General features: G+C 72.7%; 15 protein-coding genes. 8 read left to right on the top strand and 7 right to left on the bottom strand.

Annotated features, from left to right (window positions below):
• Positions 1–63 precede the first annotated feature (63 nt).
• A complete protein-coding gene (locus tag ACFW01_RS20730) occupies positions 64–669 on the top strand; it encodes a hypothetical protein (RefSeq protein ID WP_384505359.1) in 606 nt (201 codons plus the stop codon).
• Between the two features lie 94 nt (positions 670–763).
• On the opposite strand, the gene ACFW01_RS20725 is transcribed toward ACFW01_RS20730, so the two are convergent.
• Positions 764–1189 (bottom strand): hypothetical protein, encoded by a 426-nt coding sequence (locus ACFW01_RS20725; RefSeq protein WP_234958166.1) that lies wholly within the window; start codon positions 1187–1189, stop codon positions 764–766.
• Between the two features lie 357 nt (positions 1190–1546).
• Between ACFW01_RS20725 and ACFW01_RS20720 the strand changes: the two genes are divergently transcribed.
• Complete coding sequence (locus ACFW01_RS20720; RefSeq protein ID WP_384505355.1) at positions 1547–2398, top strand: nitroreductase/quinone reductase family protein; 852 nt, start codon at positions 1547–1549, stop codon at positions 2396–2398.
• Here the strand turns inward: ACFW01_RS20720 and ACFW01_RS20715 are convergent.
• Both ACFW01_RS20715 and ACFW01_RS20710 read right to left on the bottom strand, forming a co-directional pair.
• Complete coding sequence (locus ACFW01_RS20715; protein WP_234958164.1) at positions 2395–2814, bottom strand: SRPBCC family protein; 420 nt, start codon at positions 2812–2814, stop codon at positions 2395–2397. The genes ACFW01_RS20720 and ACFW01_RS20715 overlap by 4 nt on opposite strands.
• 55 nt (positions 2815–2869) lie before the next feature.
• Entirely contained in the window at positions 2870–3328 is a 459-nt protein-coding gene (locus ACFW01_RS20710; RefSeq protein WP_384505351.1) for a MarR family winged helix-turn-helix transcriptional regulator, read from the bottom strand.
• A gap of 130 nt (positions 3329–3458) precedes the next feature.
• Here ACFW01_RS20710 and hemB point away from each other — a divergent pair, with 130 nt between their 5' ends.
• Positions 3459–4451 (top strand): porphobilinogen synthase, encoded by a 993-nt coding sequence (gene hemB, locus ACFW01_RS20705; RefSeq protein ID WP_234958162.1) that lies wholly within the window; start codon positions 3459–3461, stop codon positions 4449–4451.
• Between the two features lie 49 nt (positions 4452–4500).
• Here hemB and ACFW01_RS20700 read toward each other — a convergent pair whose 3' ends face one another.
• The gene (locus ACFW01_RS20700) at positions 4501–5202 is read right to left on the bottom strand and encodes a DUF4232 domain-containing protein (protein ID WP_384505346.1); all 702 of its coding nucleotides are present in this window, start codon (positions 5200–5202) and stop codon (positions 4501–4503) included.
• A gap of 209 nt (positions 5203–5411) precedes the next feature.
• On the opposite strand from ACFW01_RS20700, the gene ACFW01_RS20695 reads away from it, so the two are divergent.
• The 4 genes from ACFW01_RS20695 (at position 5412) to ACFW01_RS20680 (ending at position 10278) form a co-directional block, all read left to right on the top strand.
• Positions 5412–6833, top strand: coding sequence for a helix-turn-helix domain-containing protein (locus ACFW01_RS20695; protein ID WP_384505343.1), 1422 nt, complete (start codon positions 5412–5414; stop codon positions 6831–6833).
• Between the two features lie 205 nt (positions 6834–7038).
• On the top strand, positions 7039–8271 hold the full coding sequence (locus ACFW01_RS20690; RefSeq protein WP_234958159.1) for a PLP-dependent aminotransferase family protein: 1233 nt from the start codon (positions 7039–7041) through the stop codon (positions 8269–8271).
• Between the two features lie 72 nt (positions 8272–8343).
• A complete protein-coding gene (locus tag ACFW01_RS20685; RefSeq protein WP_234958158.1) occupies positions 8344–9183 on the top strand; it encodes an arylamine N-acetyltransferase in 840 nt (279 codons plus the stop codon).
• A gap of 135 nt (positions 9184–9318) precedes the next feature.
• A complete protein-coding gene (locus ACFW01_RS20680) occupies positions 9319–10278 on the top strand; it encodes a hypothetical protein (protein ID WP_384505340.1) in 960 nt (319 codons plus the stop codon).
• A 12-nt stretch (positions 10279–10290) separates the two neighbouring features.
• On the opposite strand, the gene argS is transcribed toward ACFW01_RS20680, so the two are convergent.
• Positions 10291–12048, bottom strand: a complete 1758-nt coding sequence (argS, locus tag ACFW01_RS20675) for an arginine--tRNA ligase (RefSeq protein ID WP_234958156.1) — start codon at positions 12046–12048, stop codon at positions 10291–10293.
• A gap of 161 nt (positions 12049–12209) precedes the next feature.
• On the opposite strand from argS, the gene lysS reads away from it, so the two are divergent.
• Positions 12210–13958 (top strand): lysine--tRNA ligase, encoded by a 1749-nt coding sequence (gene lysS / locus ACFW01_RS20670; RefSeq protein ID WP_384505335.1) that lies wholly within the window; start codon positions 12210–12212, stop codon positions 13956–13958.
• A 490-nt stretch (positions 13959–14448) separates the two neighbouring features.
• Here the strand turns inward: lysS and ACFW01_RS20665 are convergent, their stop codons facing one another.
• Both ACFW01_RS20665 and ACFW01_RS20660 read right to left on the bottom strand, forming a co-directional pair.
• Positions 14449–14832, bottom strand: coding sequence for a hypothetical protein (locus ACFW01_RS20665; protein WP_234958154.1), 384 nt, complete (start codon positions 14830–14832; stop codon positions 14449–14451).
• A 107-nt stretch (positions 14833–14939) separates the two neighbouring features.
• The gene (locus ACFW01_RS20660; RefSeq protein WP_234958153.1) at positions 14940–18323 is read right to left on the bottom strand and encodes an ALF repeat-containing protein; all 3384 of its coding nucleotides are present in this window, start codon (positions 18321–18323) and stop codon (positions 14940–14942) included.
• Between the last annotated feature and the right edge of the window lie 52 nt (positions 18324–18375).

Genomic DNA, 18375 nt, shown 5'->3' with positions numbered 1-18375 from the left:
CACCGGTATTGATGGGAAGTTGTCTCTCACGACGCCGTGCGACGATCTTCCCCAGGAGATTCGATGTTCCTGCAGCCTCAACTCAAAGCACTGCTGCGAGACGGCTCCCAGGGCGCCGAACAGCATGACGCCCGCAATCTGCAGCGGTCGTGGCGCAAGTTCGCGGCTTTCGCCTACGTTGCCGAGCAGTACGGGTACCGGTACGACGGGCTTTCCTCGCTCTCACCCAAGGGGAGTCCGAACCCGTACTTCGCCTTCCGGCGCCTGCCCGACGCGCCGGAGCGGGCGGCGCGGGCCGCCCAGCTCTGTCCCACGGCTCCGCAAGGGGGACAACTGCCCGGCATGCGGCCCGGTGGGAGTCGTCTGCGTCCGCTGGCCGAGACACAGGGCGACATCGATCTTCTGCACGCCCGCATCATGGTCGACTACTGCCGTACCCACAGGCGAAGAGGGCTGATGGCCCTTCTGGTCATGCCCGTGGCCATGCTCATTCCACTTTCGCAGACCGGCTTCAGCGCCCCGTCGCTTCTCGTGTGTGCGGCGATCTGGCTGCTCTTCGCCGGGCTGTGGATGGCCGGGCTGTACATCGCAAGGCGCCGGTACGCGAAGTACAGCCGCGTCCTCCAGGGCGCGGGCATCGACTGGCCGCCGGCCTCGTCACCTACCTAGAAGCGCGGCCGGGCGCGCGAGCAAGTGAGATGAGGCGGGGCCTTCCTGAGGCGCCCCGCCTCACCGTTCGGCCGGGGTGGTGCGGCCGGTGTTCCTACCAGGCGGTGGCGCCGCAGTCCTGCGCGCCGGTGGTGTAGTTCCACAGGCAGACACGGGAGCCCGCGTCGGTTCCGTTCCAGTGGTAGCCGGTCGATGTCTTGGCGTTCAGGATCCCGTAGTAATAGGAGACGGCCGTCCAGCCGTATCCGCCCGAACCGACGCGCTTGCGCTGGAGCACGAAGTAGCACTCGTTGTTGTTCCACGACTGCCCGACCGCCTGGACGTACCCGTCGGACCGCTTGTTGAGCCACCCCTTGCATTGGCCGGCCACCGCGTCCTTGCCCGGGATGTAGCCCTGGACGGAGACGTCGGACTGGCCGGTCTGCGCGGGGGCGGCCTGCGCGGTGCCGCCGGTGAGGAGCGCGGCGGCGGCGGCCGCGGCGATGCCGATGGCCGCGGAACGGGTGCGGAGTCGAGTCATGTTTCCCCCTTGGTCTCGGACCTCGTCACGGATTGCCGAGGTACGCGCCGATGCTGCCAAGGAGCGCCCGTGAACACGTCAAACGAGGAACTGACTTCCCCTGCAACGAGCGGGGTAGTCCCGGGGCGGTAGCGCAACCCGCCCTGTCCCGACGTGCGTTGACAGGCGGCGGGCGGGTGCGTGTAATGAGGGTGGTGCCGCGTGGCGCCGGTCAAAGAGCAGTGGGCCTGCCGGCGATCGGGCGAGCGCCCTTCACCCAAAGGGTCCGTGATGCGTTCCTACTCCGCGCCCTGACACGACTTAGCCCCTGAGCACGTCGTCGTCCCTCTCGCACTTTCCCGGAGACCCGAGATCCGTATGCCCACACCTTTCCAGCAGCCCGTCACGCACGAGGACGGGAACCTGCTCCTGCTCACCACCACCGGCGCCCGGACGGGGCGCTCGCGCACCACCACGCTCGGCTACGTCCGCCACGGCGGCGCCCTCCTGGTCGTCGCCTCCAACCTCGGTGCACCCCGCCACCCCGGCTGGTACCACAACCTGCTCGCCCATCCCGTCGTCGGCGTGGAGATCGGCTCCCGCTCCTTCGAGGCGCTCGCGGTCCCCGCCGAGGGGCCCCGGCGCGAGGAACTGTTCGCGCACGTCGTACGGGCGGCGCCCGGTTACGGCGACTACCAGGCCCGGACCGTCCGCCCGCTGCCGGTGGTCGTGCTGGAGCGGGCCGAGCCCGAGGGGTGGGAGGCGCCCGGAGAGGTCCGTACCCTCGCCGACAAGCTGCTGGAGGTGCACACCTGGCTGCGGGGGCAGTTGCGGCAGGTGCGGGCCGAGACCGAGGCGCACTTCGCGTCCTCGGGGGCGGTGGGTACGCCGCCGGGGCTCGGGCTTCAGATCAGGCAGCGCTGCCTCGCGTTCTGCCAGGCGCTGGAGTTCCATCACGTGAGCGAGGACGGGCACCTGTTCCCGGGGATCGCCCACCACCACCCCCACCTGGCCGACGTCTTCGACCGCCTCGCCGACGAGCACCGTACGGTCGCCCGCATCCAGGGCGAACTGGCGGCCCTGCTGGCCGACATCGCCGTCGCCGACCCCGGCCGCTTCCGCGCCGAGCTGGCGGAGATGTCCGCACGCCTGAACGCGCATCTCGACTACGAGGAGGAGGCGCTGCTCCCGCTGTTGGCCGAGGTGCCGTGGCCGCCGGTCGCGCCCTAGACGGACTCCAGTACTCCCTTGAGACGGGCCAGGTCGGCGGCGACCGTGGAGGCGTCACGCTCGAAGTCGGCGTCGCTGGTCCCGGGCTGCCGGCGGACGGTGAACACCACCTCGCTGCCGGTGCCGTCGGCGATCACACGGACCGGGTTGTGGACGGTCTCCCCGGACGGCAGCGTGACGTGGTGGTCGAGGACGCCCAGGTCGTTGCGGGGGACGAAGGCGACCTCGACCCGGCCCATGGGGGAGGAGGCGGCGAACCAGCGGCCGTCGACCTGCTCCATGGATCCGCCCAGCCCGTGCGCCCAGCCGGGCAGGTTGGCCGGGTCCGAGGCGTAGGCGTAGACCTCGTCGGCGGTGCGGTCGATGTGGACGCTGACGTGGCGCGATTGCTTGTCTGTCCTGCCTGTGCCGTTCATGGCAGCGACGGTAGTGGGACGCCCCGCGCCCTTTCTTGAACGAATCGGACAGGCCCTAGTGGTGCCAGGCCCTGCCGCCCGTGTTGTGGATGAAGCGCTGGAGCACCTTCAGGGTGGTCAGGTACTTCTCGTCGGAGATCCCGGCGTGGCGCTCCGTCCACAGGTCGCGCTGGAGGGCGGCCGCCTTCGCGTGGAAGGCGCTGCCCTCGGGGGTGAGGGCGAGCCGGCCGTCGGGGGACTGGGTGATCCAGCCCTGGGTGACGGTCGCGTCGATCTCCGACTCCATCACCTCCGGGCCCGCGTCGAGGTAGTTCCGCAGGAGGCGGGAGATCTCGTCGCGGGTCTTCGGGGTGGCGGCGTCGGCGGCCTGGGCGAGGACCCACCACTGGGGCTGGGTCGTGCCGATCTCGGCGAGGGCCGCGCGGGTGCGGGTGACGACTGCCTTGTACGCGGCCCAGCTCCAGTAGCCGATGGGCTGGTGGATCAGGTCGGCGTCGCTGTGTGAGTAGTCCATGGCACCGACCGTAGAAGCTGAAGTTTGGTTGAGGTCAAGGGGGCGAGGGGGGGGCGAGGGGGGCGAGGGGGCTTCCGGTCCGACTGTCCGTCGGCAAAGGCATGCGTGGGGCGGGCGTAGCGTAGGAGCCATGACGACGTACGGATCCTTTCCCGGCACCCGGCCCCGGCGGCTGCGGACCACCCCCGTGATGCGTCGGATGGTCGCCGAGACCCGGCTCCACCCCGCCGACTTCATCCTCCCCGCCTTCGTGCGCGAGGGCGTGCGGGAGCCGGTGCCGGTCGCCGCGATGCCCGGGGTCGTCCAGCACACCCGGGACACCCTCAAGAAGGCGGCCGCCGAGGCGGTCGAGGCCGGGATCTCCGGGATCATGCTGTTCGGCGTGCCGGAGGAGGAGAAGAAGGACGCCGTCGGGACGACGGGGACGGATCCGGACGGGATCCTCCAGGTCGCGCTGCGTGACGTGCGGGCCGAGGTCGGGGACGACCTGCTCGTCATGTCCGACCTCTGCCTCGACGAGTTCACCGACCACGGGCACTGCGGTGTGCTCGACGCCGAGGGGCGGGTCGACAACGACGCCACCCTGGAGCGGTACGCCGAGATGGCCCAGGTCCAGGCCGACGCGGGCGCCCACGTGGTCGGCCCCAGCGGGATGATGGACGGCCAGATCGGCGTCGTCCGGGACGCGCTGGACCAGATCGGGCGGGAGGACGTCGCCGTCCTCGCGTACACCGTGAAGTACGCCTCCGCCTTCTACGGGCCCTTCCGTGAGGCCGTCGGGTCCTCGCTGCAGGGGGACCGCAAGACCTACCAGCAGGACGCAGCCAACGCGCGGGACGCGATGCGCGAGCTGGCGCTGGACCTCGAGGAGGGCGCCGACATGGTGATGGTCAAGCCGGCCGGCCCCTACCTCGACATCCTCGCCAAGGTCGCCGAGGTCTCGGACGTGCCCGTCGCCGCCTACCAGATCTCCGGCGAGTACTCGATGATCGAGGCCGCCGCCGAGAAGGGCTGGATCGACCGCGACCGGGCCATCCTGGAGTCGCTCACCGGGATCAAGCGGGCGGGCGCCCGCAACATCCTGACCTACTGGGCGACCGAGGCCGCTCGCACACTGCGCTGACCGACCGGTGCCGGCCCCGCACGCACGGCGTGCGGGTGCGCGTACCCCTTCAGTACTCGAGCGCGTTCGCGGCGCTGGTCTGCCAGTACGTGACCGTGAGGGCGCTGTCGACGAACACGCCGTCCGAGGGCAGCGTGACCCGGGCGATGGAGCCGTCCTCGAAGGGGATGGTGAGGGTCTGCGTGTCGTAGCCGCCCTCACCGCTGCCGTCGCCGGACGACAGCCGCACGCCCGCGTAGCCGGACTCGCCGGGGGCCAGCGTCGTCAGCGACTGCGGCTTGCTGGACTCCGCGACGGGCGGCACCGACTGGGCCTCGCCGAACCGGGCCGCCGGGTACTCGGGCAGCGCGCAGGTCTTCGAGCCGGTGTTGGTCGCGGTCAGCAGCAGGTGGTTGATCGGGCGGGGCGCGTTCGCCGCGGTGATGCGCACGTCGGAGGCGGAGCACTTGCCGGGCAGGCCCGGGTCGGACTGGTCTTCGCCCGCGCCCGCGCCCGCGGCCGCGCCGGTGGCGGAACCGGCGTCGGCGCCGTTGCCGTTGCCGGAGTTCGGTGCCTGGCCGGTGTTCTCCTTCGCGTCGCCCGAGCCGCCCTTGGCGGACGGCTGGTTGCTGTTCCCGGCAACGGAGGTGTTGGCGGCCGGGGCCGGGGCGCCCGAGTCGACGCCGTCGCCCTCACAGGCCGTCAGGGAGAGCGCGGCCAGCGCCACCGTGGTGGCGGCGAACAGGCGGGTGCGAGTGGTGCGTGCGGACATGGAGTCCCCCTGTGAATCCGGTTACTGAGGTGAGCCGCTCGACCGTTCGCCGGGAGCGGCTGCTTGGATGACCACAGCGTGCGGTCGGGCCCGTCCCGGCCGCCAGCGACCGCGGAGCATACGGGACGGTGGGACGCCCGGAACGCTCTGACCTGCGCAAACAACGTCCCTCTGGGACGCGGTACGGGGATGCGAGAGAGGGTGGAACGGTGGCGGGGGACGACTTCGCGGAGTTGCTGCGGGAGTTGAAGGAGCGGTCCGGGCTCAGCTACGGGGCACTGGGCAAGCGGCTGCACATGAGCGGCTCGACCCTGCACCGGTACGTCAGCGGAGAGGTGGTGCCGGTCGAGTTCGCCTCCGTCGAACGCCTCGCCCGCGTGTGCCGGGCGACACCCGAGGAACTGCTCGAACTCCACCGCCGCTGGATCCGCGCGGACGCGCTGCGCGGCGTGAAGAAGGAGGGGAGCGGGGAGGTCGGCGCGGCCGGGGGGACGGAGGCGGCCGGGGGGACGGAGACGGCCGAAAGGACCGGGGGGACGGAGGCGGCCGAAAGGACCGGGGGGACGGAGGCGGCCGAAAGGACCGGGGGGACCGAGGGGAGCGGGGGCGCCGCAGAGGCCGGGGGGCCGGGGGAAGCCGGAACCCCCAGGGAGCCCAGGGAGCCCAGGGAGCCCAAGGAGTCCGGGGAACCCGAGGAGTCCGGTGGATCCGCCGGAACCGTGGCGGAGACCCCGGCCCGCCGCCGGGTCCCGCGCGCCGCGCTCTACGCCGCGTCCGGCGTCGTGGCCGTCAGCGCCGCCGTCGCGCTCGTGGCCAACCTCGTGCCGGGCACGGACGACGGCACGGGGCGCGGTCGGGCCGGCGCCGTCGCGCAGAGTTCCGCCTCGGTGTCCGGGACGGCCACCGGATCCGTCTCCCCGAGCGCCTCCGCGTCCCCGTCCGGCTCCCCCTCGGGCGACCCGACCGCCTCTCCCTCCGCCTCCCCCTCGCGTCCGGGTACCGCGTCGCCGAGCCGGGAGGCACCCGCCGGCGGCCCCGCGCTGACCGTGTCGACCACCCCGTACTACTGGGACGTGCCCTGCGACCACGCCTTCCTGGTCGACCGCAGCCCGAAGAACGTGCCGAAGCCACCGCCCCAGCAGGACGCCGTCGGCTGGGCCACCCCCCTCAACGCGGTCTCCGCGAACCGGCAGATGACCGTCCTCACCGTGCAGGGCACCGGGCCGGAGACGGTGGTCCTGGAGGACCTGCACGTCCGGGTGGTGGACACCGGACCGGCGCTGGACTGGAACCAGTACGTGATGGGCAACGGCTGCGGCGGCCAGGTGGACGTCACGGCCTTCGACGTCTCCCTCGACCTGGGCACCCCGCTGGCGACGCCGATCGGGGGCCAGCGGGATTTCCCGTACAGCGTCAGCGAGTCCGACCCCGAGGTCTTCCACGTCAACGCGCACACCAGCGGCCAGGACGTCAGCTGGTACCTGGAGCTGGAGTGGTCCAGCGGCGGCCGGCACGGCACGACCCGCGTCGACGACCACGGCAAGCCGTTCCGCACCAGTGCCTCCCGGGACAGCTCCTACTACGCGTACCCCCTCGGCAGTGACGCGTGGGAGTTTGTGGACGGCGAGTGACACCGGGTCGTCGGTCACCACTGGCCCGCGCCGGTGCCCGTCCGTTGCCGGGTGCGGGTCCGCCGTGGTTGCTCGCGCAGTTCCCCGCGCCCCTGGGTGTGCTGCCGAGCCGCATGGCAAGAGGCCCGCGCACCGGGGGCTCACGCGCGTGTCCGCATCACGGAAAGGAACTTGTAGGCGGCACGTACTTCTCTAGGCTGCGGGCATGACCCTGACCGAGACCGCGCCCGCCGACACCGCCGCCCCCCTGCCCCCGCTCGCCGCGCGGGCCCGGTCGATCGGCGGTTCGCCCGTACGGGACATCCTCGCCGTCACCGCCCGCCCCGAGGTGATCAACTTCGCGGGCGGGCTGCCGGCGCCCGAGCTGTTCGACGCGGAGGGCATCGCCGCCGCGTACCGGGACGTCCTCGCGGAGACTCCCGCGCGGGCCCTCCAGTACTCCACCACCGAGGGCGAACCCTCCCTGCGGGCCGCGCTCGCCGCCCGTACGTCGGTGCGCGGACTGGCCACCGACGCCCAGGACATCCTCGTCACCACCGGCTCGCAGCAGGCTCTGTCGCTCCTCGCCACCGCCCTGCTCGAACCCGGCGACACCGTCCTCGTCGAGAGCCCCTGCTACCTGGCCGCGCTCCAGGCCTTCGGCCTCGCGGGCGCCCGGGTCGTCGCCGTCCCCGGCGACGAGGACGGGATCGATCCCGCCGCGCTGGAGGAGCTGGTGGTGCGCGAGCGCCCCAAGCTGCTCTACACGGTCCCCACCTTCTCGAACCCCACCGGGCGCACCATGCCCGCCGCCCGCCGGGCCGCCGTCGCCGAGGTCGCCGGGCGGTGCGGCCTGTGGATCGTCGAGGACGACCCGTACGGGGAGCTGCGCTTCGAGGGCGAGCGGGTGCCGTGGATCGCCTCCTGCGACGGGGCCCGGGACCGGACGGTGCTGCTCGGCTCCTTCTCCAAGGTCATGGCACCCGGCCTGCGCCTGGGCTGGCTGCGGGCGCCCGCCTGCCTGCTCCGGGCCTGCGCGGTCGCCAAACAGGCCGCCGACCTGCACACCCCGACCGTCAACCAGCTCGCCGCGGCCCGGTACCTGGCCGACCGCGACCTGGACGCGCACGTCGCGCGCGTCGCCGCCGCCTACGGTGCCCGCCGGGACGCCATGCTCGCGGGCCTCGCGGACACCCTCCCGGCGGGGTCGGTGTGGACCCGTCCCGAGGGCGGCATGTTCCTGTGGGCCAGACTGCCCGAGGGGTACGACACCACCACCCTGCTGCCCGAGGTGGTCCGGCACGACGTGGCGTACGTCCCCGGCGCCCCCTTCCACGCGGGCACCCCCGACCGTGCCACCCTGCGGCTGTGCTTCGTCACGCAGACGCCGGACGAGATCGCGGAGGGGCTGCGGAGGCTGGGGGCGGGGCTGCGGGAGGCGCCGGTCCCCGGGGCGTAGGTCCCGGGTCGGTCCCGGTACTCCGACCAAGAGCCGAGGCCGCGCCGCCGTACTCGAACGTACGGTGAGGTCATGGCTGACAGCGCAGGGACGACCACATCGTTCGACCTCGACGCGTACCTGACCCGGATCGGCTGGACGGGGGAGCGGCGGGCCGACGCCGCCACGCTCCGCGGGGTGCACCTCGCCCACGCCCGGGCCATCCCCTTCGAGAACCTCGACGCCCTCGGCGGCAAGGCCCCTTCCCTCCAGCTCGCCGACCTGATGGCCAAGCTGGTACACGGCGGCCGGCGCGGCGGCTACTGCTACGAGCACAACACCCTGTTCGCGGCGGCCCTGAAGGCGCTGGGCTTCGGGGTGACCCTGCTCAACGCGCGGGTCGTCCTCGGCGCCGAGCGTTTCGAGGACCGCCCGCGCACGCACATGGCCCTGCTGGTCGAGATCCCCGGCGACCCGCGGGCGTACCTGGCCGACGTCGGCTTCGGCGCCGTCAGCGCCCTGCTGGAACCGGTGCCGCTGACGGCGGACACCGAGTTCCACGACGCCGGACGCCTGCACCGGCTGGTGCACGCGCCGCACCGGGGGCCGCTGGAGATGTGGGTGCTGGAGACGTACGGGGCCGAGGGCTGGGCGGCGCAGTACGCCTTCACCCTCGAGCCCTTCGAGCAGGCCGACTTCGAGGTCGTCAACTGGCACGTCGCCACGAACCCCCGCTCCCCGTTCACCCACGGCCCTTACATCCAGTGCCTCACCGCGGACGCCCATCTGCTCCTCGAATCGGGCCGCGTCACCACGACCCGCGCCGACGGCACGGTCACCGAGCACAAACCGGCCGACGAGACGGAGGCCCGCCGCGTACTGGCGGAGGACTTCGGCATCGACGCGCCGGAGGGACTGCGGCTGCTCGGCTGACCCCCTGTCGGGTACGGATGGGGAATGTGTGCTTCCAGTGGTTTGTGTGAGGTAACGGTGGATAGCCAACTGGTCGTTGTGCGACACCAGTTCGGGCGCCGATTCGGCGTCCGTCTCACGAAGGGGGAGGCATCCGTGCGTACCCGCACCGGATGGCGACGCGCCCTGCTCGGCGCGCTCGCGAGCCTGACCGCGACCATCGGCCTGACGGCCGGCCTGTCCGCACCCGCCGCGGCCGCCGCCGGCACACCGGCGGCCGTCACGAAGTACAGCCACAGCAGCAAGGCCGGTGACTACATCGGGCAGGGTGCCAAGGCCGCCTACACGCCCGCGACGGCGACCATCACGGCCGGCGGGGACGCGGAGTACGTGCGCTTCCGGGTCTGGGTGGAGACCGAGGAGGACATCACCTGGTGGGACGTCGACCTCGCCGCGCCCAAGGGGGAGAAGCTGCGGCCGGGCGTCTACCGGAACGCGGAGCGGGCCTCGTTCCGCACCGGCCGCTCACCGGGGCTCGACGTGTCGGGTGACGGGCGGGGCTGCAACGAGGTGTGGGGCCAGTTCTCGGTCAACCAGATCGAGACGGACGCCACGGGTGCCATCTCCGTCCTGGACGCGAGCTACGTCCAGCGCTGCGAGAGCGCGGACGCACCGGCCCTCCGCGGCGTCGTCAAGTACCAGGCATACCCGCTCAGTTACCAGTACACCAGCGACGCCGGGGACTACATCGGCCAGGGCGGCGGCGCCACCCACCTGGGCGCCACCAGCACCTTCTCGCTCAGCCCGTACGGCGACGGCGTCCAGTACGGCGTCTCCGGCAAGCGGGAGGACTGGAGCGCCATCCTGACCCCGCCCGCCGGCGAGCGGTTCGAGGCCGGCCGCACCTACCGGGCGGAGCGCGGCAGCGGAGAGGGCGTGGCCGGGCTGGACGTCTTCGGCAACGGGCGTGGCTGCAACGAGGTGAGCGGCGAACTGACCGTCCAGCGCCTCGCGTTGGGCGAGGACGGCACGGTCGAGGCGTTCGCCGCCACCTTCGTCCAGCACTGCGAGGGTGCCGGGCCGGCGTTGCGCGGAACGATCCGCTACCACGCCTGACCCGGCCCGTCGTCAGAGGCGCTCGGGCGTCCTGATCCCCAGCAGGGCCATGCCCTGGTGCAGGGTGCGGGCCGTGACGTCGCACAGGAAGAGGCGGTTCTCGACCTGCTGCGGCGTCTCGGCCTTCAGGACCGGGCACTTGTCGTAGAACGACGTGAACAGTGACGCCGCCTGGTACAGGTACGCCGTCAGCTTGTGCGGGGCGTACTCCGCGGCCGCCTCGAAGACCGTGTCGCCGAACGCGTCCAGGTGCAGGCCCAGTGCCCGCTCCGCCGCGTGCAGCTCCAGCTCCGGGTGGGCGGCGGGGGCGACCTCGCCGGCCTTGCGGAGGATGGACCGGATCCGGGCGTAGGCGTACTGGAGGTACACGCTGGTGTCGCCGTTGAGCGAGACCATCTGGTCCAGGTCGAACTTGTAGTCGCGGCTCGGCGACGTCGACAGGTCCGCGTACTTCACGGCGCCGATGCCGACCTGGGCGGCCCGCTCCTGGATCTCGTCCTCGGTGAGGTCCCGCGCCTTCTCCCGTACGACCTCGGCCGCCCGCTGCACCGCCTCGTCCAGCAGGTCCTCCAGGCGCACGGTCTCGCCCGCCCGCGTCTTGAAGGGCTTGCCGTCCGCGCCGAGCACCGTGCCGTAGCCCATGTTGTGCGCGGTGACGTCGTCGTTCAGCCAGCCGGCCCGGCGGGCGGTCTCGAAGACCATCCTGAAGTGGAGCGACTGGCGTACGTCGACGACGTACAGCAGCGTGGTGGCGTCCAGGTCCTGGACGCGGTTGCGGATCGCCGTCAGGTCGGAGGCCGCGTAGCCGAAGCCGCCGTCGGCCTTCTGGACGATCAGCGGGACCGGCTGGTCGTCCTTGCCGCGGATCTCGTCGAAGAACACCACGAGCGCGCCCTCGGAGCGCACCGCGACGCCCGTCTCCTCCAGGATGCGGGCGGTCTCGGGCATGCCCTCGTTGTACGCGGACTCGCCGACGATCTCCTCGTCGCGGATCTCCATGTCGAGCTTCTCGAAGACCGAGTAGAAGTAGACCTTCGACTCGTCCACGAACTGCTGCCACAGCTCGAGCGTCTCCTTGTCGCCGGACTGCAGGGCGACGACCCGCTTGCGGGCCCGCTCCTTGAACTCCTCGTCCGCGTCGAAGACCGCACGCGACGCCTTGTACACCCGGTTCAGGTTCGACATGGCCTGCTCGCCGTCGACCTCTTCGGCCGGGGCCAGCTCGCCGGGGTGCTCGAACAGGTACTGGATGAGCATGCCGAACTGGGTGCCCCAGTCGCCGATGTGGTGCCGGCCGATCGTCTTCTCGCCGGTGAAGTCGAGCATGCCGCGCAGGGCGTCGCCGATGACCGCGGAGCGCAGGTGGCCGACGTGCATCTCCTTCGCCACGTTCGGCTGGGCGTAGTCGACGACGGTGACGCCGGCGTCCTTCTTCAGCGGCACACCGAGGCGCTCGCCGTCCGCGTACCGCGCGGCCAGGTTCTCGGTGATCGCCCGGTCGCCGACGGTGATGTTCAGGAAGCCGGGGCCGGAGACCTCGACGTCCTTGACCAGGTCGCCGGTGGTGATGTGCGCGACGACCTCGGTGGCCAGCTCCCGCGGGTTCGCCTTGGCCTTCTTGGCCAGCGCGAGGATGCCGTTGGCCTGGTAGTCCGCCCGGTCGCTGCGTCGCAGCAGCGGGTCTGCGCCGGCGGCCTCCGGCCGGGTGGCCGTGAGGGCGGACGCGAGCTGCTGCTGGACGGAGTCGGTGAGGGACGTGACCGAGGCCATGGAGTGGCTGCCGTTCTGCTCGGGTTCGTGGAGTAGTACAGAAGCCGAGTATCCCACGCGGTGAAAAGCGGTTTTCGCGGATGCGGGCCGGGCTGGGAGAATGGAGCGGTCAGCCGTGCGACCGTACCGGCTGCCCGAGCAGAACCATCAGGAAAGAGGACGTGCCGATCGTGGCTCAGAGCACAGAGACCACCGACTGGGTCTCCCGTTTCGCGGACGAGGTCATCGCCGAGTCGGAGCGCCGTGCCCCGGGCAAACCTGTGGTCGTCGCGTCCGGCCTTTCCCCGTCGGGCCCCATCCACCTGGGCAACCTCCGCGAGGTCATGACCCCGCACCTGGTCGGCGACGAGGTGCGCCGCCGCGGGCACGAGGTCCGGCACCTGATCTCCTGGGACGACTACGACCGCTACCGCAAGGTCCCCGCCGGGATCGCGGGCGTCGACGAGTCCTGGGCCGAGCACATCGGCAAGCCGCTCACCTCCGTCCCCGCCCCCGAGGGCTCCCCGTACCCGAACTGGGCCGAGCACTTCAAGGCCGCGATGGTCGAGTCGCTCGCCGAGATGGGTGTGGAGTTCGACGGGATCAGCCAGACCGCGCAGTACACGTCCGGCGTCTACCGCGAGCAGATCCTGCACGCTCTGAAGCACCGGCGGGACATCGACGCGATCCTCGCCCAGTACCGGACCAAGCCGAAGACCGCGGGCGGCGCCAAGAAGTCGCAGAAGCCCGTCGACGAGGCCGAGCTGGAGGCCGCCGAGGGCTCCGGCGCCGCCGCCGAGGACGACGGCAGCCAGGGCTCCGCCGGGTACTTCCCGTACAAGCCGTACTGCGGCAACTGCGAGAAGGACCTGACCACGGTCACGGCGTACGACGACGACTCGACCGAGCTGACGTACGCCTGCACCGCGTGCGGCTTCTCCGAGACGGTCCGGCTCAGCGAGTTCAACCGCGGCAAGCTGGTCTGGAAGGTCGACTGGCCGATGCGCTGGGCGTACGAGGGCGTCGTCTTCGAGCCCAGCGGCGTCGACCACTCCTCTCCCGGGTCGTCGTTCCAGGTCGGCGGGCAGATCGTCGGGATCTTCGGCGGCGAGCAGCCCATCGGGCCGATGTACGCGTTCGTCGGCATCAGCGGCATGGCGAAGATGTCGTCGTCGAAGGGCGGGGTGCCCACCCCGGCCGACGCGCTCAAGATCATGGAGCCGCAGCTGCTGCGCTGGCTGTACGCCCGCCGCCGCCCGAACCAGTCCTTCAAGATCGCCTTCGATCAGGAGATCCAGCGGCTCTACGACGAGTGGGACCGCCTCGACGCCAAGGTTGCCGACGGCAGCGCGCTGCCCGCCGACGCCGCCGCGCACGCGCGTGCCGTGGGCACGGCCACCGGTGAGCTGCCGCGGACGCCCAGGCCGCTGCCGTACCGCACGCTCGCCTCGGTGGCCGACATCACCGCCGGGCACGAGGACCAGGCGCTGCGCATCCTCAGCGAGCTGGACCCGGCCGACCCCCTGGCGACGCTGGCGGAGGCCCGGCCGCGCTACGACAAGGCCGAGGCGTGGATCAACAACCACGTCCCCGCCGACCAGCGCACCATCGTGCGCGAGGAGCCCGACGCCGAGCTGCTGAAGTCGCTGGACGAGGCGAGCCGGCAGTCGCTGCGGCTGCTCCTCGACGGGCTGGCCGGGCAGTGGTCCCTGGACGGGCTCACCCACCTCGTGTACGGCGTGCCCAAGGTCCAGGCCGGATTCTCGGCGGACGCCACGCCCAAGGAACTGCCGCCGGAGATCAAGACGGCCCAGCGGACGTTCTTCGCGCTGCTGTACCACCTGCTCGTGGGCCGCGACACCGGCCCGCGGCTGCCCACCCTGCTCCTCGCGGTGGGTCAGGAGCGGGTGCGGACCCTGCTCGGGGAGTAGGGCGTCCGAGCCGTCGGGGGTCGGCGGGCCTGCCGGGTCGCTGGGCCTGCCGGTCTGCGGGTCGGCGGACCTACGGGTCGCTGGGCCTGCCCGGTGTCGCCGGACCTGCTGGTCCTGCCCGTCTGCGGGTCTGCGGGTGCGGGTCTGCCGGTCGCTGGGGTCCAGCTCGCCGAGCTGCCGGGCCGCGATGCCGGTGCGCCGCTGGCCAAGGCGGCGGACGTGCACGTGCGGGGCTGTGCGAGCCTTCGCGGAGGCGTACGGCGAGACGCCCGGCCAGTACCTTACCCGCCGCGACCAGGTGCTCTACCCGGCCGCCGCCGGGCCGCCGGGCCTGCCCGGCCTGCGGGTCGGCGGGCCTGCGGGGCCACCGGACCTGCTCGGCCTGCGGGTCGGCGGGCCTGCGGGCCACCGGACGTGTCCGACCTGCCCGGCCTGCGGGGCGTCGGGCCTGCCGGGCTGCCGGGCCTGCCCGGCCTGCCGCGCCTGCCGGTCAGCGGGTCAGGGCGAAGCCTGCGAAGAGTACGCCGACCACGGTGACGGCGAGGAGGGCGAGGTGGCTGCCCCGGGGGGTGAGGTGCTCCGTGGGCTCGCCGCGGCGCCACCGCTCCAATACCTCGCGGAACAGCTTGCGCTGGGGAAGCAGGCCGAGGGTCAGGCCGATGTGGGCGAACGAGTACATGACGAGCGCCTCGCTCAGGCCGAGGCCGTTCAGCTTGCAGACGAGGACCAGCAGGACGCCGCCGGTGACCATCGTCACCGGGTAGGCGATGCGGAACTTCCGGAACGGGATCCAGCTGCCCAGCAGCCAGCTGGAGAGCGCGGTGGCGGCCACGGCCAGCAGCACCAGCCAGACGACGGGCACGGACGTGAGCATGGTGTGTGTCCCCCCTGACCGGGGGCGGGTACCGGCCTCGTGGGCCCGGTACCCGCCCCGGTCGGATCAGCGGTCTGCGGTCATCCCGTGATCACCCGGAGACGTGATCACCCGAAAAGGGAACCCAGCGTACCGGTGATGGGCGAGATGATGTCGCTGCCCAGCTGGGTGACCCGCTTGGCCACCGGCGACGCGACGCCCTCCAGCGTGGCCCCGATCCACTTGGACTGGCCGAACGTGAGCAGCCCCAGGCTCGTGCCGACGAGGGACCCCGCGAACTCGGAGCTGCCGAAGCCGTGTTCGATGCCCGTGAACAGCGTGCTGAGCCCCGCCGAGGCCAGGGAGACCCAGCCGAGCACCCCCGCCGCCGCGGCGACGGCCGGAGCGAAGGGTCCGGTCCACGGCGCGATGAAGGCGGCTCCCGCGGCGAGGAACCCGGAGCCGATGCTGATCCAGTTGAACGCGTCGGCGTAGAACTGGGCGTCGTTCCACCACTCGTCCTTGTCGCCCTGCGAGCCGCCCGAGTTGGTCTTGTCGTGCGTGGGGCTGTCGGCGGGGTTGCGCCCCTCCTCCTTGGCCCGGCGCGCCGCCTCGGCCGCCTTGCGGGCCGCCTCCGCGGCCTCCGCCCTGCGCTTCTGGGTGACGATGCGGCGGGCATCGGTGGCCGCCGCGGCCGCCTCCTGCGCGTTCTTGCCCGCGGCGATCGCGGACTGGCGCGCGCTGTTCGCCGACGCCTGGGCGCTGTAGGAGGAGCGCATGGCGCTGCGGGCCGAGTCGATCGCCCGGTTCGCCGAGTAGTTGGCCGAGCGGCCGGCCTTGCGGGCGGTCGCCGCCGCGGCCTTCGCCCGGTTCGCGGACGCCTGCGCGGCCGCGGCGGACGCGTCGGCGTCGTCGGCGTTCTGGTCGGCCTGCGCCGCGTAGGTGTCCGCCTGCTTCGCGGAGGCGAGCGCCTTGTCCGCCCACTCCTTGGCCTTGTCCGCCGCGTTGCGCGCCTCCGCGGCCGCCTTCGAGGCGAGCTGCGCGTCCTCCTGCGCCTTGTAGGCGATCTTCGCGGCGGCGGCGATCGCACCCCGGACCGCCGCGATGTGCGTGGCCGAGTCGTGGTCGAGCTGGGCCGCCTTGTGCTGGACGAGGGCGATGAAGTTCCGGCGCATCCACGTCGGCCCCTCCAGGGCGACCTCCGCGTACGCCTTGGTGTACATGCCGCCGGTGTTGAGCAGCGAGGCGGTGGCGACGCCGTCGTCGTCCCGGACCGCCTCGGGGTAGTCCTTGTCGAAGAAGTCCCGCAGCGCCTGGGCGGTGTTGGCGTCCAGGGCGGCGTTGGCCGCCGCCTTGACGGCGGGGCCGGGGTCGGTGGAGAGGATGGAGGCGATGCTGACCCGGCTGTCCTCGGCCGAGGCCGTGATCAGTCCGTCGGTCAGGAAGGTCTTCACCGCGTCGGCGAGATCGCTCGTCAACGCCGTGTGCACGGCTTCGCCCACGATGGCCGAGGACACCTCCGCGATGTGCAGCGCGGTCTCCCGGTCGTCCTGGTCCTCGGCGATCGCCCGGTCGGCGTCGATCCAGGCGTGCACGTCCGCGTCCGCGCCGGCCAGCGCGAACTGGGCGGCCTCACGGGCCCAGGCGCCCTTCGAGGCGGCCATGCCGACGGCCGCCTTGCGGCCCAGGGTCGCGGCCAGTGCCAGGTCGCCGTCGGCCAGCGCCTGCTCGGCGCTCGCGATCCGGTCCTTGAGGTCCTGGGAGGTCTGCTCGTCCTGGGTGCGCCGGTTGGCCTGCGCGGCCCGGTCCTCGGCCTCCAGCTGGGCGAGCAGCCTGGCTTCCTCCAGGCCGTCCTTCCTGTCCTCCTCCAGGCGCGCCGTCTCCGCGGCCCGGGCCGCCTCCTCGACCGCCCTCGCGTCCTCGACGGCCTTGGTCGCGGTCTCGGCCGCCTTGATCGCCTCGGCCGCGTGCGCGGTGGACTTGTTGGCGTAGTCGATGGCCTGGCCGGCGTACTTGTACGCCTCCTCGGCCGCGTCGGCGGCCTTGTCCGCGTGGTCCGCCGCGGAGTTGGCGGCGTCGCGTGCGGTGCGCGCGGCGGACGCGGCCTTGTTGGCCAGGGCCTGTGCGGTGGAGGCCGCGTTGGTGGCGCGGTTGGCGGCGCTGTTCGCGATCGCGGCCTGGCGCTTGGCCTCGGCGGCCTCGGACTGGGCGGCGCCCGCCGCGGCGGCGGCCTGGGCCGCGGAGTTGGCGGCGGAGGCCGCGTTGCGCGCGGCGGAGGCGGCGGCGGAGCCGGCCCCGGCCGCCTGGGAGGCCGCGGTGGCCGCGTAGTCGGCGGCCTTGGCGGCCGTACGGGCCCGCGCGGCGCCGTTGCGCGCCGCGATGGCCGCGTTCTTCGCCGCTTCGGCCCTGCGGTCGTCCTTGGAGGCGGCGATGGCCGCGTTGTACGCGTGCGCCGCCGCGTTGCCCGCGGTGGCGGCGGCCTGCGCGGCGGCGGCCGCGGCGAACGAGGCGCGGCGGGAGGCGGTGACGGCGGTCTGGGAGGCGCTGATGGCGCTGCGGGCGGCCTTGGCGGCGCCCTGGGCGGCGCTCGCGGCCTTGCGGGCCGCCGCACCGGACTTCGCCACGTCGTCCTTGGCCGCCGCGGCCTCGGCGGCCGCCTTCTCGGCAGCCTGCTTCGCCTTCTCCGCGGCGGTCTTGGCCCGCTCGGACGCCTCGACGGCGAGGTCGGTCTCCGCCTGGGCGCGCTTGCCCTCGCGCTCCACGACGGCGACGAGTTCCTCGATCTTCGCGGTCTCCTGGTCGCGGGCGCGCGCGATGTGCTGCCCGGTGTCCAGGAACCACTCCACCTCCTGGCGGCCCCCGCTCATCGCGCGGTCCGCGTACTTGCGCACCTCCGCGCCGCCGGAGGTCAGCATCGTGGCGACCTCCACCCGCATGTCCTCCTCACGGGCCGTGAAGCGGTCCTCGGAGAGGAACGCCACGAGGTCCTGCTCGGTACCGCCGTCCAGGGCGGCGGACGCCTCGCGTCTGACCGCCTTGCCGCCGGTGGCGGAGACCGTGGCCGTGGACACCTGGAGGTCTTCGAGCAGGCCGGGTCTGAAGCCGCCGTCGAGGAAGGCGGCCACCGCGGCGTCGCCGCCGTCCAGCGCCGCGGACGCCTCGCGGCGCAGCCCGACGCCGGATCTCGCGAGGTAGGCGGCCACGGCGACGCGGTTGTCCTCCGCCGTCACCGTGGCGAGCGTCGTGCCGAGGAACGTCCGTATGTCCGCGTCCGTGCCGTACATCGCGTCCGCCGCGGCGGCCTTGGTGGCCTTGCCGCCGGTCAGCCAGGCCCTGACGACCTTCGCCCGATCGGTGTCCGGCAGCTCGAACGGTGTGGGCGGCTCGTCCGCCGCCGCCGTGGCGGCCCCGGCGCGGGCCGGCGCGACCAGGACGCCGGGCGTGGCGGCGACGGCCGTGACGGCGGCGAGGGTGCCGAGCAGGCGCCGTCGGCTCCAGAACACTGTCTCCATAGGGATTTCGTCCTCCAGGTAAGTGCCGTACGGCACTCGGCGGAATCATTCA

The sequence above is a fragment of the Streptomyces sp. NPDC058985 genome (assembly GCF_042740985.1).
In the GTDB taxonomy this organism is placed as follows: domain Bacteria; phylum Actinomycetota; class Actinomycetes; order Streptomycetales; family Streptomycetaceae; genus Streptomyces.
Note: the sequence above shows the minus strand (reverse complement) of the source record. Positions and strands in the feature narration are given on the sequence as shown.

Bases quoted from the DNA above. Each gene is read 5' to 3' on its own strand.
- ACFW01_RS20665 (WP_234958154.1), bottom strand. From the start codon at position 14,832: ATGCTCACGTCCGTGCCCGTCGTCTGGCTGGTGCTGCTGGCCGTGGCC.
- hemB (WP_234958162.1), top strand. From the start codon at position 3,459: ATGACGACGTACGGATCCTTTCCCGGCACCCGGCCCCGGCGGCTGCGG.
- ACFW01_RS20700 (WP_384505346.1), bottom strand. From the start codon at position 5,202: ATGTCCGCACGCACCACTCGCACCCGCCTGTTCGCCGCCACCACGGTG.
- ACFW01_RS20690 (WP_234958159.1), top strand. From the start codon at position 7,039: ATGACCCTGACCGAGACCGCGCCCGCCGACACCGCCGCCCCCCTGCCC.
- ACFW01_RS20660 (WP_234958153.1), bottom strand. From the start codon at position 18,323: ATGGAGACAGTGTTCTGGAGCCGACGGCGCCTGCTCGGCACCCTCGCC.
- ACFW01_RS20685 (WP_234958158.1), top strand. From the start codon at position 8,344: ATGGCTGACAGCGCAGGGACGACCACATCGTTCGACCTCGACGCGTAC.
- ACFW01_RS20720 (WP_384505355.1), top strand. From the start codon at position 1,547: ATGCCCACACCTTTCCAGCAGCCCGTCACGCACGAGGACGGGAACCTG.
- ACFW01_RS20730 (WP_384505359.1), top strand. From the start codon at position 64: ATGTTCCTGCAGCCTCAACTCAAAGCACTGCTGCGAGACGGCTCCCAG.
- ACFW01_RS20715 (WP_234958164.1), bottom strand. From the start codon at position 2,814: ATGAACGGCACAGGCAGGACAGACAAGCAATCGCGCCACGTCAGCGTC.
- ACFW01_RS20710 (WP_384505351.1), bottom strand. From the start codon at position 3,328: ATGGACTACTCACACAGCGACGCCGACCTGATCCACCAGCCCATCGGC.
- ACFW01_RS20725 (WP_234958166.1), bottom strand. From the start codon at position 1,189: ATGACTCGACTCCGCACCCGTTCCGCGGCCATCGGCATCGCCGCGGCC.
- argS (WP_234958156.1), bottom strand. From the start codon at position 12,048: ATGGCCTCGGTCACGTCCCTCACCGACTCCGTCCAGCAGCAGCTCGCG.